14 protein-coding genes and 1 pseudogene are annotated in these 15,090 nt (G+C 72.3%); 13 read left to right on the forward strand and 2 right to left on the reverse strand.

The annotated features are described in order from the left end of the window. Positions 1 to 2: 2 nt before the first annotated feature. From ACO0M4_RS33865 to ACO0M4_RS33880, 4 genes are all read left to right on the forward strand, one after another. The gene (locus ACO0M4_RS33865; protein WP_430374898.1) at positions 3 to 1,193 is read left to right on the forward strand and encodes a cytochrome P450; all 1,191 of its coding nucleotides are present in this window, start codon (positions 3 to 5) and stop codon (positions 1,191 to 1,193) included. 5 nt (positions 1,194 to 1,198) lie between these two features. Further along, positions 1,199 to 1,417, forward strand: coding sequence for a ferredoxin (locus tag ACO0M4_RS33870; RefSeq protein ID WP_390014167.1), 219 nt, complete (start codon positions 1,199 to 1,201; stop codon positions 1,415 to 1,417). A 338-nt stretch (positions 1,418 to 1,755) separates the two neighbouring features. Further along, positions 1,756 to 2,805, forward strand: coding sequence for a hypothetical protein (locus ACO0M4_RS33875; RefSeq protein ID WP_430374899.1), 1,050 nt, complete (start codon positions 1,756 to 1,758; stop codon positions 2,803 to 2,805). Between the two features lie 55 nt (positions 2,806 to 2,860). After that, positions 2,861 to 4,129 carry an FAD-dependent monooxygenase gene (locus ACO0M4_RS33880; protein ID WP_430374900.1) on the forward strand — a complete coding sequence of 423 codons (1,269 nt, stop codon included), beginning with the start codon at positions 2,861 to 2,863 and terminating at the stop codon, positions 4,127 to 4,129. Positions 4,130 to 4,236: 107 nt separating this feature from the next. On the opposite strand, the pseudogene ACO0M4_RS33885 reads toward ACO0M4_RS33880, so the two are convergent. Next, positions 4,237 to 5,187 (reverse strand): annotated as a pseudogene (locus tag ACO0M4_RS33885) (RNA-guided endonuclease InsQ/TnpB family protein). Positions 5,188 to 5,369: 182 nt separating this feature from the next. Here ACO0M4_RS33885 and ACO0M4_RS33890 point away from each other — a divergent pair. The 9 genes from ACO0M4_RS33890 to ACO0M4_RS33930 all read left to right on the forward strand — a co-directional run bounded on the left by ACO0M4_RS33890 (position 5,370) and on the right by ACO0M4_RS33930 (position 14,331). Then, on the forward strand, positions 5,370 to 6,245 hold the full coding sequence (locus ACO0M4_RS33890) for an FAD binding domain-containing protein (protein ID WP_430374901.1): 876 nt from the start codon (positions 5,370 to 5,372) through the stop codon (positions 6,243 to 6,245). Then, positions 6,242 to 8,635, forward strand: a complete 2,394-nt coding sequence (locus ACO0M4_RS33895; RefSeq protein WP_430374902.1) for a xanthine dehydrogenase family protein molybdopterin-binding subunit — start codon at positions 6,242 to 6,244, stop codon at positions 8,633 to 8,635. The genes ACO0M4_RS33890 and ACO0M4_RS33895 overlap by 4 nt, the downstream gene beginning before the upstream one ends. Beyond that, positions 8,632 to 9,252: a (2Fe-2S)-binding protein gene (locus ACO0M4_RS33900; protein WP_430374903.1), complete on the forward strand. Its 621-nt coding sequence runs from the start codon at positions 8,632 to 8,634 to the stop codon at positions 9,250 to 9,252. The genes ACO0M4_RS33895 and ACO0M4_RS33900 overlap by 4 nt, the downstream gene beginning before the upstream one ends. Further along, entirely contained in the window at positions 9,252 to 9,941 is a 690-nt protein-coding gene (locus ACO0M4_RS33905; protein WP_430374904.1) for an SRPBCC family protein, read from the forward strand. The genes ACO0M4_RS33900 and ACO0M4_RS33905 overlap by 1 nt, the downstream gene beginning before the upstream one ends. Then, entirely contained in the window at positions 9,938 to 10,588 is a 651-nt protein-coding gene (locus tag ACO0M4_RS33910) for an isochorismatase family protein (RefSeq protein WP_430374905.1), read from the forward strand. Before ACO0M4_RS33905 ends, ACO0M4_RS33910 begins: the two co-directional genes overlap by 4 nt. A 90-nt stretch (positions 10,589 to 10,678) precedes the next feature. Then, positions 10,679 to 11,587 (forward strand): alpha/beta fold hydrolase, encoded by a 909-nt coding sequence (locus tag ACO0M4_RS33915; RefSeq protein ID WP_430374906.1) that lies wholly within the window; start codon positions 10,679 to 10,681, stop codon positions 11,585 to 11,587. A 53-nt stretch (positions 11,588 to 11,640) separates the two neighbouring features. After that, entirely contained in the window at positions 11,641 to 12,153 is a 513-nt protein-coding gene (locus tag ACO0M4_RS33920) for a MarR family winged helix-turn-helix transcriptional regulator (protein WP_430374907.1), read from the forward strand. An 84-nt stretch (positions 12,154 to 12,237) separates the two neighbouring features. Then, the gene (locus ACO0M4_RS33925; protein WP_430374908.1) at positions 12,238 to 12,996 is read left to right on the forward strand and encodes a maleate cis-trans isomerase family protein; all 759 of its coding nucleotides are present in this window, start codon (positions 12,238 to 12,240) and stop codon (positions 12,994 to 12,996) included. A gap of 285 nt (positions 12,997 to 13,281) precedes the next feature. Continuing rightward, complete coding sequence (locus tag ACO0M4_RS33930) at positions 13,282 to 14,331, forward strand: hypothetical protein (protein ID WP_430374909.1); 1,050 nt, start codon at positions 13,282 to 13,284, stop codon at positions 14,329 to 14,331. A gap of 140 nt (positions 14,332 to 14,471) precedes the next feature. Here the strand turns inward: ACO0M4_RS33930 and ACO0M4_RS33935 are convergent, their stop codons facing one another. Beyond that, positions 14,472 to 15,062, reverse strand: coding sequence for an isochorismatase family protein (locus ACO0M4_RS33935; RefSeq protein ID WP_430374910.1), 591 nt, complete (start codon positions 15,060 to 15,062; stop codon positions 14,472 to 14,474). Positions 15,063 to 15,090 lie beyond the last annotated feature (28 nt).

Genomic DNA, 15,090 nt, shown 5'->3' on the forward strand with positions numbered 1-15,090 from the left:
CCGTGACCACAGCCGACACAGCACCCCTCTCCTACCCCTTCAACATCGCTGAGAGCCTTGATCTTTCGGCGGAGTACGAACGGGTGCGCAACCGCCACGGTCTGCTCAAGGTCCAGCTGGCGTACGGCGAGCCGGCCTGGCTCGTCACGCGGTACGCGGAGGCCCGGTTCGTCCTCGGCGACCAGCGGTTCAGCCGGGCCGAGGGCGCCCGGCACGACGAGCCCCGACAGTCCGAGGGGAGCCGCAACAGCGGCATCCTGAGCATGGATCCGCCGGACCACACCCGGTTGCGCACCCTGGTGGCCAAGGCATTCACGGTCCGTCAGGTAGAGAAGCTCCGGCCGCAGGTCAGGGAGCTGACCCGGGAGCTGCTCGACGAGTTGGAGGCGGCCGGGCCGCCGGCGGACCTCGTTGACCGGTACGCCCTGCCCATCCCGGTGGCGGTCATCTGCCGGCTGCTCGGGGTGCCGACCGAGGACCGGCCGCAGTTCCGGGCCTGGAGCGACGCCGCCCTGTCGACGAGTTCCCTGACCGCCGAGGAGTTCGACACCAATCGCGAGGAACTCCGCGCCTACATGGGCAAGTTGATCGATCAGCACCGGCAGGATCCGCAGGACGACCTGATGACCGCGCTGATCGACGCCCGCGATGTGAACGACCGACTCTCGGAGCTCGAACTGGTCGACCTGTGCGTGGGGATCCTGGTCGCCGGGCACGAGACCACCGCCACCCAGATCCCCAACTTCGTACTGGCCCTGCTCGACCACCCCGACCAGCTGGCCGCCCTGCGGGAGCAGCCCGAGCTGATCGGGGGCGCCGTGGAGGAATTACTGCGCTTCGTCCCCCTGGGGAGCGGTGCGGGCCAGCCGCGATACGCCACCGAAGACATCCATGTCGGGGGCACGCTGGTGCGGGCCGGCGAGCCCGTACTGGTCGCGATGGGCGCGGCCAACCGCGATGCGCTGCGGTTCGACGGGCCGGGGAAGCTGGACGTCCGGCGGACCGGCATCCAGCACCTCGGCTTCGGGCACGGCGTCCACCACTGCCTGGGTGCGCCACTGGCCCGGCTGGAGCTCCAGGAGGCGATCTCGGCCCTGATCGCCCGGTTCCCCGGGCTGCATGTGGCCGGCGACGTGGAGTGGAAGACCCAGATGCTGGTACGCGGCCCTCGGGTCCTGCCGGTGGGGTGGTGACCGCGGTGGCGTGGAAGGTGGAGATCGATCCGGGGCTGTGCATCGCCTCGGGCTCCTGCCCGGCGATCGCGCCGGACCTCTTCGTCCTGGACGGCCCGCACGCCCGGGCGGCGCAGGAGGAGATCGCGGAGGACGAGCGGGCGCTGGACGCGGCCGAGGTGTGTCCGGCGATGGCCATCACGGTGCGGGACGCGTCCGGGCAGGTGATCGGGCCCCGACCGTAGGGATCCAGGGGTAGTTGACGGGGCGCGGCCGGGGCCGCGCCCCGCTTCGCGTGCGCGGGTGCGGGCCGAAGGCGGGGGGCGGTGATCCTGACGGTCGATCAGGATCCGGGTGGGCGAACTCGGCGCGCACCCCTTGCCAAGCCGAGATAGTACGTGTTCGGATTATCTCTGCCGGGATGCCGAGCACCATCGCATCACCGCAGATCAGAGCATGTCCGCAGGCCCTGGCGACGGGCCGGCAGCACGCCACCGGACGCGAGGAGGCGCCTCTCCCCCGACCGGTTCCCGCACGCGTCAACGACCACCCAGCCCCCGAACTCGTTTTCTGGAGGGTCCTCGTGTTCGACCTCTCGTCCGTCGATCTCCTCGACGCCTTCACCCGGCAGCTGCGGCTGTCCAAACTGCGCAGCGACGAACACGTCGTGGTGCTGGCCGAGCCGGACAGCCGCGGTGACTACGTCGCGGCCGCGTTCGGCGCGGCGAAGGCGTGCGGTGCGCACGTCATCGCGGCGACCGTACCCGGCGGCACCCCCGCGCCGATGCCCAGTACGCACACCGGCGCCGGCCCCGGCCTGACCTCGGTCCTCAACGACACCACCGCCCAGGACCTGCTCAAGTCCGCGGACCTGGTGGTCGACCTGACCCGCGAGGGCTTCATCCACGCCCCGGTCCAGCAGGAGATCCTGCGGACCGGCACCCGGATCCTCTTCGTCTGCGACGCGCCCGAGGTGCTGATCCGCAACCTCCCCAAGGAGCAGGACAAGGCCGAGGTGCTGCGCGGTGTCGAACTGCTCAAGCGGTCGTCGGAGATGCGGGTGCGGTCCACCGCCGGCACCGATCTGACGGTCCAACTCAGCGGATCCAAGCCGGAGTTCCAGTGCGGCTTCGCCGACGATCCGGGCCGCTGGGACCACTGGCCGAGCACCATGGTGCTGTGCTGGCCGGAGCTCTCCGACGGGCAGATCGTGCTGGCGCCGGGCGACATCCTGCTGCCGTTCAAGGAGTACGTCCGCGAGCCGGTGACGCTCCAGATCGCCGGCGGGCACATCGAGAAGGTCAGCGGCGGCGCCGAGGCCGACCTGCTCGGCACGTTCTTCGAGGACTCCGGGGACACCTGGGCGCGCAGCCTGTCGCACATGGGCTGGGGGCTGATGCGGACCGCCGACTGGTTCGCCACCGCGATGTACGGCAAGGACCAGCTGATGGGCATGGACGCCCGGGCGTTCGCCGGCAACTTCCTGTGGTCGACGGGCCCGCACCCGGTGCTGGGGCGCGAGTCGTACGCGCACCTCGACATCGCGATGCGCGGCTGCTCGGTGGCGGTCGACGGGACGGAGGTGGTGGTCGACGGCCGGCTGGCCGACGACGTCCGGGCCGCCGGCGGCTGACCGGCCGCCGCGTCCGCCGTCCCGTCGTGTGCGCGAGGAACGTCCTGGAGGAAGAGTGACGCCCAGCCAGTCCTACGAAGTCACCATCGCCGGCGGCGGCCTCGGCGGCCTGACCGCGGCGCTGGCCCTGCGCCAGCGCGGTCTGCGGGTCACCGTCCTGGAACAGGCACCGCAGCTCGGCGAGGTCGGCGCCGGCATCCAGACCGCGCCCAACGCCAGCCGGATCCTGCTCGGGCTGGGCCTGCGCCGGCAGCTCGAAGCCATCCACACCGAACCGCTCGACCAGGTGCGGCGCCGTTGGCAGGACGGCAGCGTGGTGGCGCTCACCCCGCTCGGCCAGTCCTGCAAGGACCGGTTCAACGCCCCGTACTGGCACTACCACCGGGCCGATCTGCACCGGGTGATCATGGACGCGTGTCTCGATCCGGCCGGTCCCGGCCCGGTGGTGGCGATCCACACCGCGAGTCGGGTCGTCGAACTGGACCGCACCCGGCCCGAGCGGCCGGTGGTGAGAACCGACGACGGGCGGCGGTTCGCCGGCGACGTGCTGATCGGGGCCGACGGCGTCCGCTCGCGGGTGCGGGAGCTGATGGGCGCGCCCGACACCCTGCTGTTCTCCGGCGAGATGGCCTACCGGGCGCTGATCCCGGGCGAACTGATCGCCGCCGACCCGGCCACCCGCTGGCTGGTGGACCGCTTCCAGAGCACCATCTGGTACGGGCCGGAGCGGCACCTCGTCCACTACCTGATCCGCGGTGGCGAGTACCTGAACGTGGTGGCCTGCGTGCCGTGCACCGACGAGGTCGCCGAGAAGTGGGCGGTGGCCGCCTCCCCGCAGGACCTGGTCGACGCCTTCCCCGACTGGGACGACCGGGTACCCGCGATGCTCTCCAAGGCCAAGGAGAACGTCAGTTGCTTCGCGCTGTACCACCGGCGGCGGGATCCGGTCTGGACGGACGGGCACGTGGCGCTGCTCGGCGACGCCTGCCACGCCATGCTCCCCTACCAGGCGCAGGGGGCCTCGCAGGCGATGGAGGACGCCGCGGTGCTGGCGGAGGAATTGGGGGCGGTCACCGTCCCGGGGGTGCCGGACGCGCTGCGCCGGTACGTCGACCGGCGCGCCAAGCACGCCGGGATGGTGCAGGAGGCGTCCTTGCAGAACAAGACCTTCTACCACTTCCCCGACGGTCCGGAGCAGCGGGCCCGGGACGCGCAGCTGCGCCGCTTCGACGGGGAGTCGGACCTGTCCTACGACTGGCTGTGGCGCGGCACCCCGCTCAACGACCCCGACCAGGTCGCCTTCTCCTACCCGTTCGCCCGCTGAGCCCCCCGCGCGCCCGCCGGGCCTTCGCACGCCCGCCGGGCCCCCACCCCGGTGTCCCCGGGTCCCCGCCCCGGTGTGCGCAGGATCTTCCTCATCGGTGGCCTCGGCTACCTCTTCGATGCGTTTGACTCCTCCCGCTCCCGAAGGAGGGGGATTCCTAGCTCACGTTGCCTGCGGCCCGGCGGGCGCGCAGGTGTTACACGATCAGCACCAGCCGGGTTGAAGACCAGCCCGGACCAGCATCACGCGAGCGGAGTTCTTGTCCCTGGGGGATACAGCTCCGCACGCGGTGCAGGCATACGTCCTTTCTGAGAGGGGGAGTGCGTGCTTGGTTCTCGCTCCGCACTGCGCACAGTCCATCGTGGTGTGCGCGGGGTGGACCAGGTGCACGATGCGCCCGTGCTTGCGGGCCATCTCGACCAAGGCCCGCTTCGTCGCGCCGATCGCGGCGTCGGCCGCCTTGCGGGCCATGGTCGACTTCGCAAGGAACTTCGGCTTGAAGTCCTCCACCGCGAGCTGGTCATGGTCGCGGACAACGCGCTTGGCCCACTTGCGGCCGGTGTCCTGACGCTGCCGGGCCACCTTCTTGTGAACCTGCGCGGCCTGCCGCTTCGCTTCCCGGTAGCCGTTCGAGGCGGCCTGCCCCTTCTTCGGCTTCCTGCGGGCCATCATCCGCTGGTAGCGGGCAAGCTTCTGCGCCGCTGTCTTGCCATGCTGGGCGTGGGCAAGGTCGTGGGCATCGGACGTGGTGGTCGCGGTCTCCTTCACACCCCAGTCGATCCCGATCACGGCCCCGGTCGCGGGAAGCTGCTCCGTCCTCGTCTCCGTGCCTCGGTCAGCATCTTCGCAAGCTGGACCGGCCCGCACGTGCGCTTGTCCTCGGGGTTGTCCTTGTTGTGCAGGTGGACGGCTTTGGATTTGGCCACGCATTCATTCCACACCCACCTGCACCGTGCCCACTCGGCTTCCAGTGCAGACCGCGCACCGGACGACACGCGCACACGGAAGGTGTACCGGGCATGCCTGGAACCCCCCGCCGTCTGCGCCACTGCCGTCATATCCGCCAACCTATCTGGGAGGACTGACAATTGAGAGTTCTTGATCGTTGTGGGCCGGCTCCCCCCCGTCGCGAGGTGGACGCCGGATCGCCCCGGAGGCGATCCGGCTTTCCCTACCCTGCTCCGCAGGAGCTTCGTTTCCTCCCCCACGCGAACGTGGGGGTTTCCACGAAGGAGGCGGGATGAAACCCGCCCCCTTCCGCTACCACCGGGCCCGCGACGTCCACGGCACCACCGAGCTGCTGGCCGAACTGGGCGAGGACGCCAAGGTCATCGCCGGCGGCCAGAGCCTGGTGGCGATGATGAACTTCCGGCTGGCCCGGCCCGACCACCTCGTCGACATCGGCGCCCTGCGCGAACTCGACCACCTCGGCGTCGCCCCCGACGGCGCCCTGCACATCGGGGCGCTGACCACCCATCACACCGTTGAGACCGCACCCGACGAGGTACTGGGCGCGGGGTTCGCGGTGCTGCGCCGGGCCATGGGGTGGATCGGTCACCTGCCGATCCGGACCCGCGGCACGGTCGGCGGCAGCCTCGCGCACGCCGACGCGACCGCCGAATGGTGTCTGCTCGCGGTCACCCTCGGCGCCCGGGTCGTCGCCACCGGACCCGGCGGTTCACGGCGCGTCCCGGCCGGGGAGTTCTTCCTCGGCCCGTACACCAGCGTCCTGGCACCCGACGAGTTGCTGACCGAGGTCGTCTTCCCGCGGCCGGCGCCGCACGCCGCGCTCACCGAATTCGCCGTACGCAAAGGGGACTTCGCGCTGGTGTCGGCGGTGGTGGACCTCGACGTCGAGGGGTTCCGGGTGCGCGGTGGCCGGGTGGGGCTCGGCGGGGTGGCGCCGGTGCCGGTGCGGGTGCCGGAGGCCGAGGCGGTGCTGGCCGACGGCGGCTCGTTCGCCGACTGTGCGGCCGCGGCCGCCGCGGCCGCCGACCCCCCGGACGATGCGGACGGCAGTGCGGCCTACCGCCGGCAACTCATCCGAGCCCTGGTCGAGCGGGCGTGCGCGGAAGCGAGCCGAACGACGGAGCCGAGGGAGGCGGGGTGGCGATGAGGCACGTCGAGGACGGTGCACAGGGGGACGAGGGGAAGCTGATCGGACGGTCCGTGCCGCGTCGGGAGGATCCCCGGCTGCTGACCGGGCGCGGCCGGTTCGTCGACGACATCGCCCTGCCGGGCATGCTGCACGCACAGTTCGTCCGCAGCACGGTCGCCCACGGCGAGCTCACCGCGATCGACCTGAGCGGGGTGCGCGCGGTGCCGGGCGTGGTCGCCGCGTACACCGCTGACGACCTCGCGATGGGCGAAATCACCGCCCAACTGGCCCGCCCGCCCGAGGAGTTCGTACCCACGGCGATGCCGGTGCTGGCCCGGGACCGGGTGCGTTACGTCGGCGAGCCGGTGGCGATCGTGGTCGCCCGGGACGCCTACGCCGCCGAGGACGGGATCGAGGCGGCCCGGGTCCGCTACGCCGTCCGGCCGCCGGTGACCGGTGCGGCGGCGGCGCTGGCCGACGACGCGCCGCCACTGCACGCCGCGGCCACCCGGAACACGCTGATCGACGTGGAACTGTTCGCCACCGACGGCATCGACGAGGTCTTCGCCGCCGCCGACCGCGTCGTCCGGGTCGAGGCCCGCACCGGCCGGCAGAACGCCCTGCCACTGGAGACCCGGGGCGCGGTGGCGCACTGGGACGACCGGGAGGAGCAGTTGGTCCTCCACACCTGCAGTCAAGTCCCGCACCAGGTGCGGACGGTGGCGTCGCGGTGCCTGCGGCTGGACGAGCGGGCGGTGCGGGTGGTGGTGCCCGACATGGGCGGTGGCTTCGGGTTGAAGTGCGTGGTGGGGCGGGAGGAGATCGCCACGGCGGCGGCCGCGCTCCGGCTGCGCCGCCCGGTGAAGTGGATCGAGGACCGCAAGGACGCGCTCTCGGCGTCCTTCCTGGCCCGCGAGCAGCACTACGACGTACGGGCCGCCTTCGACGCGACCGGCCGGATCCTGGCGCTGGACGCGGACGTGGTGTGCGACACGGGCGCGTACTCCTGCTATCCGTTCACCGCCGGCATCGAACCGCTGATGGCCGCGGCGGAGATGCCGGGGGTCTACAAAGTGCCCGCCTACCGGGTGCGCGGCCGGGCCGTCGCCACCAACAAGGCACCGACCGCGCCGTACCGCGGGGTCAGCCGGCCGCAGTACGTGATGGTCATGGAGCGGCTGTTCGAGCGGGCAGCCCGGGAGTTGGGCCTCGACCCGGTGGAGATCCGCCGCCGCAACCTGATCACCGCATTCCCCTACACCGGTGTCAACGGCATCACCTACGACCCCGGTTCCTACCGGGAGTCGCTGGACCTGTGCGAGCGGACGCTGCGCGCCGAGGGCTGGTACGAGCGGCAGCGCACGGCCCGGGCGGAGGGCCGGCACCTGGGCATCGGCTACTCCTGCTTCAGCGAGCGCACCGGCTACGGCTCGGCCGCGTTCGCCCAACGGAAGATGGCGGTCGTCCCCGGCTTCGACCTCTCCGAGGTGCGGATGGATCCCAGCGGGGCGGTGACCGTCACCACCGGGACGATGAGCCACGGGCAGAGCCACGAGACGACCATGGCGCAGATCGTCGCCGAACGCCTCGGCCTGGACCTGGACAAGGTGCGGATCCACCAGGGCGACACCGACCGGATCGCCTACGGCTGGGGCACCTTCGCCAGCCGGTCCATGGTGGTCGGCGGCAGCGCCGTCCGGCTGGCCGCCGGGCGGCTCGGCGAAAAGCTGCGCGCCATCGCGGCGGCCCGCTGGGACGTCCCCGTGGCGGAGACCGTCCTCGGTCACGGTGAGGTGCTGCGCCGCGGCGCCCCCGGCACCGCGATCGGCTACCCCGAGCTGGCGGAACTCGCCTACCTGCGCGTGGATCTGCTGCCCAAGGACATCGAACCGGGGCTCACCGCGACCGCCACCTTCGACGTCTTCAACGACGGGACGTTCTCCAACGCCACCCACGGCACCGTCGTCGAACTCCACGAGGACACCGGCCGGGTGGAGATCCTGCGCTACGTCTGCGTCGAGGACTGCGGCGTTGCCATCAATCCGCAGGTGGTGGCGGGCCAGTGCCGGGGCGGGATCGCCCAGGGCATCGCCGGAGCGCTGTTCGAGCAGGTCACCTACGACGCCCAGGGCGAGCCGTCGGTGACCAGCTTCATGGACTACAAGGTGCCCACCGCGCACGAGATCCCCGAGGTGGCGATCCACCATCTTCAGACGCCGTGCGCCTTCACCGAGACCGGCGCCAAGGGCACCGGCGAGGGCGGCACGATCGGCGCCCCCGCGGCCGTGCTCAACGCCGTCAATGACGCCCTGCGGCCCACCGGCGTGGAACTGGACGACACCCCGATCACCCCCGAGACGGTGCACCGTGCGCTGCACCGCCGGCACTACGAGGAGAGCGCCCGATGACGACCCGCCCCCAGCCACCCGCCGCCTCCCCGGACGCCGCCGCTCCCCCGGACGCCGCACCGCTGGCGGAGCGGGAACTCCAGCTGATGGTGCTGGACGTGAACGGTGAGCGGCACGAGGTGATCACCGAACCGCGCCGCACACTGGTGGACGTGCTCCGCCACGAACTACGGCTGACCGGTACCCATGTCGGCTGTGAGCACGGCATCTGCGGCGCCTGCACGGTCCTGGTCGACGGGCGGCCGGTGCGGTCCTGTCTGATGTTCGCGGCGCAGGCGGAGGGGGCGCGGATCCGCACCGTCGAGGCGCTGTCGGCGGGAGCGCCGGACGCGCCGGACGGTGTGCGCGATCCCGCCGGCCAACTGAGCGATCTCCAGCGCGCGTTCCGGGCCCGCCACGCCCTCCAGTGCGGCTTCTGCACCCCGGGATTCCTGATGCTCGCCGAGGGGTTCCTCGCCGAGCGGCCGGACCCCGACAAGGAGGAGATCCGCGAGGTGGTGGCCGCCAATCTGTGCCGGTGCACCGGATATCAGCCCATCGTCGAGGCGATCGAGGACTGCGCCGCGGCCCGCCGCGCCGAGCGGGCCGCCCGGTCGGACGCCCGGAAGGAGAAGTGATGCAGCTCAGCAACACGGTGCCGGTACAGGCGCCGCCGGATGCGGTGTTCGCGCTGGTCAACGACGTGGAACGGGTGGCGTCCTGCATGCCGGGCGCGGTGCTCGACGGTCGGGACGGCGACGCCTGGCAGGGCCGGGTCCGGGTCAAGGTCGGGCCGGTCACGGCCGCGTACGCCGGCACGGTGCGGTTCCTGGAGACCGACGCCGACCGCCGGCGGCTACGGGTGCAGGCCCGCGGGGCGGATGCCCACGGGAACGGTGACGCGGAGGCGGAGGTGACGCTGACCGTCGCCGAGGCGCCGGAGGGGGCGCGGCTGGAGCTGGTCACGGATCTGGTGATCCGCGGCAAGCTGGCCCAGTTCGGGAAGGGCGCGATCGGAACCGTCTCGACCCGCATCCTGGAGCAGTTCGCCCGGAACCTGGGCGGGCTGCTGGAGACGGAGCGGAACGGTGGCGCCGCGCGGCCACCGGAACCCGCATCCCCACAGGCATCGCCCCCGTCAACCACCGTGTCAGCGAAAGGAATTGATGGTTTGTCAGTTCTGGTCGGGCCCGCCGTCGGGCCGGTGCTGGTCAAGTACGGGCCGCTGGCCGCGGCGTTCGCGGTCGGGGTGTGCGAGGGGTGGTTGCTGGGGCGGCTCGCCGGGATGCGGCGGGAGCTCAAGACGCTGCGGCGGGGGCGCTCATGAGCCACTACGGAACGGCCACCGACCGTACCTATGAGCGGGCCGGGTTCGGTGCCCCGGTGCGCCGCGGCCGGCGGCCCGCGCTCATCGTCGTCGATCTGACCCGGGGGTTCACCGAGGACCGCTTCCCGACCGGTGCCGATCTGAGCGGGGTCGTCGGGGCCACCGCCCGACTGATCGAGGCGGGCCGGCCCGCCGGCGTTCCGGTGGTGTTCACCGCCCTCGCCTACGCGCCCGCCGAGGTGTCCGGCGGCCACCTCGCCTGGCTGCGCAAGGCGCCGGGGCTGGGCGCGCTGTTGGAGGGCAGCGAGGCGGTTGCGGTCGATCCGCGGCTGCCGCGGCGGGAGACCGACCCGCTGGTGGTGAAGAAGGGCGCCTCGGCGTTCTTCGGCACCTCGTTGGCCGCCACCCTGACCTCGCTGGGCTGCGATACCGCGGTGGTGTGCGGTGCGACTACCAGCGGCTGCGTGCGGGCCACGGCGGTCGACGCGGTGCAGTCCGGCTTCCCGGTGCTGGTCCCGCGGGAGTGCGTCGGGGACCGGGCGGTGGGCCCGCACGATGCGGCCCTCTTCGACATCCAGGCCAAGTACGGCGATGTCATCGCGCTGGAGGACGCGGTCGGCTACCTGGGCGGGCTGGTGGACGGTTGAACCGCCCCGCCCACCAGCCCGCCGCCCCCTCCCCTCCCCTCCCCTCCCCTCCCCTCCTCCGCTCTCGTGCTCCGTCAGGAAGGTGTCCCCATGCCGCACTCCGCACGGTCCGCCCCGCCTGCCCGGTTCGTGCGGCAATCCGCACTCGCGGACCTGGCCGACGTGCCCGCCACCAGCCGATGGGTGCGCTCGGGGGCCACCCGGCTGCACGTGCTGGACTACGGCGGTGGCGGACCCGCGCTGGTCGTCCTGCCGGGCATCACCAGTCCGGCCGTCACCATGGACTTCGTCGCCCGCGAACTCACCGAGCTGGTACGACCGTTGGTGGTCGACATGCGCGGGCGCGGGCTGTCGGACGGGAGCGGTGACGGCCCGGAGGACGGCGGTGGCGGCGGGTGCGACGGGTGCGGCTACGGACTGGAGGCGTACGCCGCGGACACCGAGGCGGTGATCGAGGGGTTCGGGTTGGCCCGGCCGCTGCTTTTCGGGCATTCCCTGGGCGCGCGGATCGCGGCGGTGGTCGCGGCGCGCGGCAAGGTGACGCTCGGCGGCAGCGTACTGGCCGATCCGCCGCTGAGCGGGCCGGGCCGCGGTCCGTACCCGACCCCGCTGGCGGCGTTCCTGGGGCAACTGGCGGAGGCCGAACGCGGTACGGACGCCGACGAGGTGGCCCGGTCGTGGCCGCGATGGCCGCGCCGCGAACAGGAGCTGCGGGCGCGGTGGCTGTCCAGTTGCGACCGGCGGGCGATCTCCGCCACCCACCGCGGTTTCGAGACCGAGGACTTCTTCGACTGGTGGCCGGGGGTCGCCGGGCCCACGGCGCTGTTGTACGGCGCACAGAGCCCGGTGGTCACGGCGGCGGGGGCCGCGGAGGCGCGGGCGCTGCTGCCGTCGGCCACCGTGACGGCGGTCCCGGACGCGGGCCACATGATCTTCTGGGACAACCCACCGGCCGCGCTGGGCGCACTGCGTGCGGCACTGCGCCGCATGCTGGCGTGAACATGATGACCATCCGCGGGGACCGGCCCGTCGCACCGTGATTGAGTTGCCCCATGGCTGACGAGACCACATCTTCCGCGCCCGGTTCCCCCGCGGCTCCCCGCACCGCCGATTCCGGGGTGGCGATTCCGCAGGCCCTGACGGCGGCGCCCGGCTATCAGGTGCGCCGGCTCTACCAGGCGTATCTGGCCGTGTGGGTGCGCGCGGTCGATCCGACGCTCACCGGGCCGCAGTTCGCGGTGCTGACCGCGGTGGACGCGACGCCGGGGCGGGACCAGCGGTCGATGGCCACGGCGGTGGCGCTGGACACCTCCACGATGGCGGACGTGGCCCGGCGACTGGAGAGCCGGGGCCTGATAGTCCGCCGCACCGACACCGCCGACGGTCGCCGCAAGCTGCTGTTCCTGACCGAGGACGGCAAGCGCACGCTGCGCGCCGCTCACGACCGGGCCCGGCGGTTGGACGAGCGGCTGTTGGCGCCGTACGACGCCGGGCAGCGCGCCGACGTGATGCACCTGCTGACATCCCTGGCCGACCACTGGGAGGGCCTGGCCGGGGACTTCTGACCGGCACCCGGCCCACCGTGCGGGTGCCTCGTCCCGGTATGGCCGCGTACGTCCGCGTACGCCGTACGTCCTGAGGAGGACCCCGTGACGGACCGTCACATCGGCCTGATCGTGCCCAGTTCGAACCTGACCATGGAGACCGAGCTGCCGCGGATGCTGCGCGACCGGGAGGCCGTGCACCCCGAGGACCGCTTCGTCTTCCACAGCAGTCGGATGCGGATGCGGCACGTCACGCCCGAGCAGCTGCGGGAGATGAACGCCCAGACGGAGCGGGCCGCGGCGGAACTCGCCGACGCCCGGCCCGATGTCGTCGCCTCCGCCTGTCTGGTCGCCATCATGGCGCAGGGGCCCGGCCATCACTGCACGGCCGAGGCAGAGATCGCCGGTGTGCTGCGCGCACAGGGTTCGGCGGCGCCGGTGGTCTCCAGTGCGGGCGCCCTGCTGGCGGGGATAGCGGCCCTGGGTGCCCGTCGGATCGCGGTGGTCACGCCGTATGTGAAGGAGCTGACGGCGCTGGTCACCGCGTACATCGAGGACGCCGGGGTGGAGGTGGTGGACGCACTGAGCCTGGAGGTTCCGGACAATCTGGCGGTCGCCCGGCTCGACCCCGGTGCGCTGCTGGACCACTGGCGGCGGCTGGATCTGCGGCGGGCGGACGCCCTGGTGCTCTCGGCGTGCGTCCAGATGCCGTCGCTGGCCGCGATCCAGCCGGTCGAGGACGCGGCCGGGCTGCCGGTGCTGTCGGCGGCGACCGCGACCGCCTACCGCGTACTGGGCGAATTGGGCCTGGAGGCCCGCGTCCCGGGGGCCGGGCGGCTACTGAGCGGCACGCCGGCCGGATAGCGGCGCGGGGCGCCGGGCGCGGCAGCCGCCCGGCGCCCCAACAGCCCGGTTCCGGCCGCTACTCGACCGGCTCGCGGGCCAGCAGATACGCCTGCCGGCCCTTCTCGTATCCCTCGGGCTCCCGCAGCACCCGCGTCCGCACCGCGAATCCGGCCCGGCGGCGCCTCGGCCGGGGGCGGGACGCGGGTGCGCATTCGGGCTCGCCGGGTGCGGGGCCGGTGCGGCGTCCGGCGAAACCGTGCGGCTCAATCGGTACTCACTGCACTCCGACGACCCGACCTCCGCATGCCTGATCTGGGGTTGGAAGGGCGAGCCGGGAACCGCAGAGTTCCGCTACCGGATCGACCTGATCATCAACTCCTGGCGCGGAAGTACCCGCGGCGGCCGGACCGTTCGGTCATCGACTTCACCGATCCCGACATCGCGCACGTCCCCTCGCTGAACGGGGGTGGATGGTCCTCCTCCATCCCCCTCGGGCGGCTGAAGGACAAGGGCTACGGAGCGGACCGCATCCCGGACCCGGCCCTGCGCGACCTGATCGACCTCGTCCTCGCCGTGCAGGCGAAGTACCAGCTGCAAAGCCTGCTGCTGGACCGCGAGTTCGAGCGTGTCGTCGAGACCCGGGGCCAGGAGGTCGAGTACCTGAGGGAGGCCGCCGCCAAGGCAGCTGCGGAAGCCGGGGGGAGCAGCTTCTGGGGCATTCTCGGGGATGTCCTCGGGATCGTCTCCGCCGTCGCCGGGGTCCTGGCGATGGTTCCGGTGCTGACCCCGCTGGCCGGGCCCGTCGCCATCGCGACGGCGGTCGGCTCCCTGGCCGCGCACACCGCGGACGCGGTCATCCAGGGCGACTGGGACGCCGGCACGGTCATCGGCCTGGGCGCCGACGTGCTCGGCGCCCAGGCCGTCGTCGGTGCGCTCGGCAAGGCCGCGCGGGCCGGCAACCTCTCCATGCGCTCGGTCGGCAGGGCGAGCGTGGCCTTCCGCAGCAGCGGGCGTGCCTTCCTCGCCGCGACCGGCGGCGCCGCCGCGGCCGAGGCGGGGACCATCGCCCACTACCTCGGCACCAAGAGCGCCACGTTCATCAACGCGAGCGCCAGGCAGGGCAAGGTCGCCGGGAAGGTGATCCAGGGAACGGTCGACCTGGCCACCCAGATCCGCACCGTCGTCGCCCTGGCGGGCATGGACGACACCGACACCGCGGAAGACATCGCCACCACTCTCGACTTCACCCAGGGCATGGCCGACAACGTCGGCGACTGGACCGAAATGGGCGCCGCCGCAGCAAAGAAAGCCGGCAAGATCTCCCTCGCCCGCTTCGCCGTCGCCTTCGCCTGACAGGCCGTCACCGCCGGTGTGCATACGCCACGGTAGAGCGACGCCGGCAACGGGCCATCAGACCGTTGCCAGCCACCTTTCGGTAACGGCTCACGCAGCCGTCGGGGAACTGCCGGTCCACGGCGGAAGTGCGAGTCGCTTCAGGCGAGGACGACCGGCTCGCCACTCAACGTCACACCCGCGCGACGCAGCTCGCTGATCGCCGTGCTGGTGGTGTCGGCGGCAACGCCGGCGGTGTAGTCGAGCAGCACCCGTACCGCGAAACCCGCTCGTGCGCCATCCAGCGCAGTGGCCTTCACACAGTGGTCGGTGGCGATGCCCACGACGTCGAGATTGCCGACGTCGTGGGCACGCAGCCAGTCGGCCAGTGACGTGCCGTCCTGGGTCGAACCCTCGAAACCACTCTTCGAGGCAGAGTGCGCCCCCTTGTAGAAGACCTCGTCGACGGCCCCGGAGTCGACGGCAGGCACGAAGTTCGGATGGAACTCGCCTCCCTCGCTGCCGACGACGCAGTGCACGGGGAAGGAGTTCTCGAAGTCAGGGTGCTCGGAGAAGTGGGCCCCCGGGTCGATGTGGTGGTCGCGGGTGGCGACGACATACGCGTAACTCCCGTCGGCGCTCCGAACCAGGTCGGCGATGGCGGCGGCCCTGTCCGCGGCGCCCTTCACCGGAATGCTGCCGCCCTCGCAGAAGTCCTTCTGCACATCGACGACGATCAATGCACGGCGCACGGCGAATCCTTTCCCGTCGGTGACCCCC

It is taken from the genome of Streptomyces sp. RGM 3693 (genome assembly GCF_050471125.1).
Taxonomy (GTDB): Bacteria; Actinomycetota; Actinomycetes; order Streptomycetales; family Streptomycetaceae; genus Streptomyces.

Excerpts from the sequence above, each read along its gene's own strand:
- ACO0M4_RS33890 (WP_430374901.1), top strand. The coding sequence starts at position 5,370 with ATGAAACCCGCCCCCTTCCGCTACCACCGGGCCCGCGACGTCCACGGC.
- ACO0M4_RS33895 (WP_430374902.1), top strand. The coding sequence starts at position 6,242 with ATGAGGCACGTCGAGGACGGTGCACAGGGGGACGAGGGGAAGCTGATC.
- ACO0M4_RS33900 (WP_430374903.1), top strand. The coding sequence starts at position 8,632 with ATGACGACCCGCCCCCAGCCACCCGCCGCCTCCCCGGACGCCGCCGCT.
- ACO0M4_RS33905 (WP_430374904.1), top strand. The coding sequence starts at position 9,252 with ATGCAGCTCAGCAACACGGTGCCGGTACAGGCGCCGCCGGATGCGGTG.
- ACO0M4_RS33910 (WP_430374905.1), top strand. The coding sequence starts at position 9,938 with ATGAGCCACTACGGAACGGCCACCGACCGTACCTATGAGCGGGCCGGG.
- ACO0M4_RS33915 (WP_430374906.1), top strand. The coding sequence starts at position 10,679 with ATGCCGCACTCCGCACGGTCCGCCCCGCCTGCCCGGTTCGTGCGGCAA.
- ACO0M4_RS33920 (WP_430374907.1), top strand. The coding sequence starts at position 11,641 with ATGGCTGACGAGACCACATCTTCCGCGCCCGGTTCCCCCGCGGCTCCC.
- ACO0M4_RS33930 (WP_430374909.1), top strand. The coding sequence starts at position 13,282 with ATGCCTGATCTGGGGTTGGAAGGGCGAGCCGGGAACCGCAGAGTTCCG.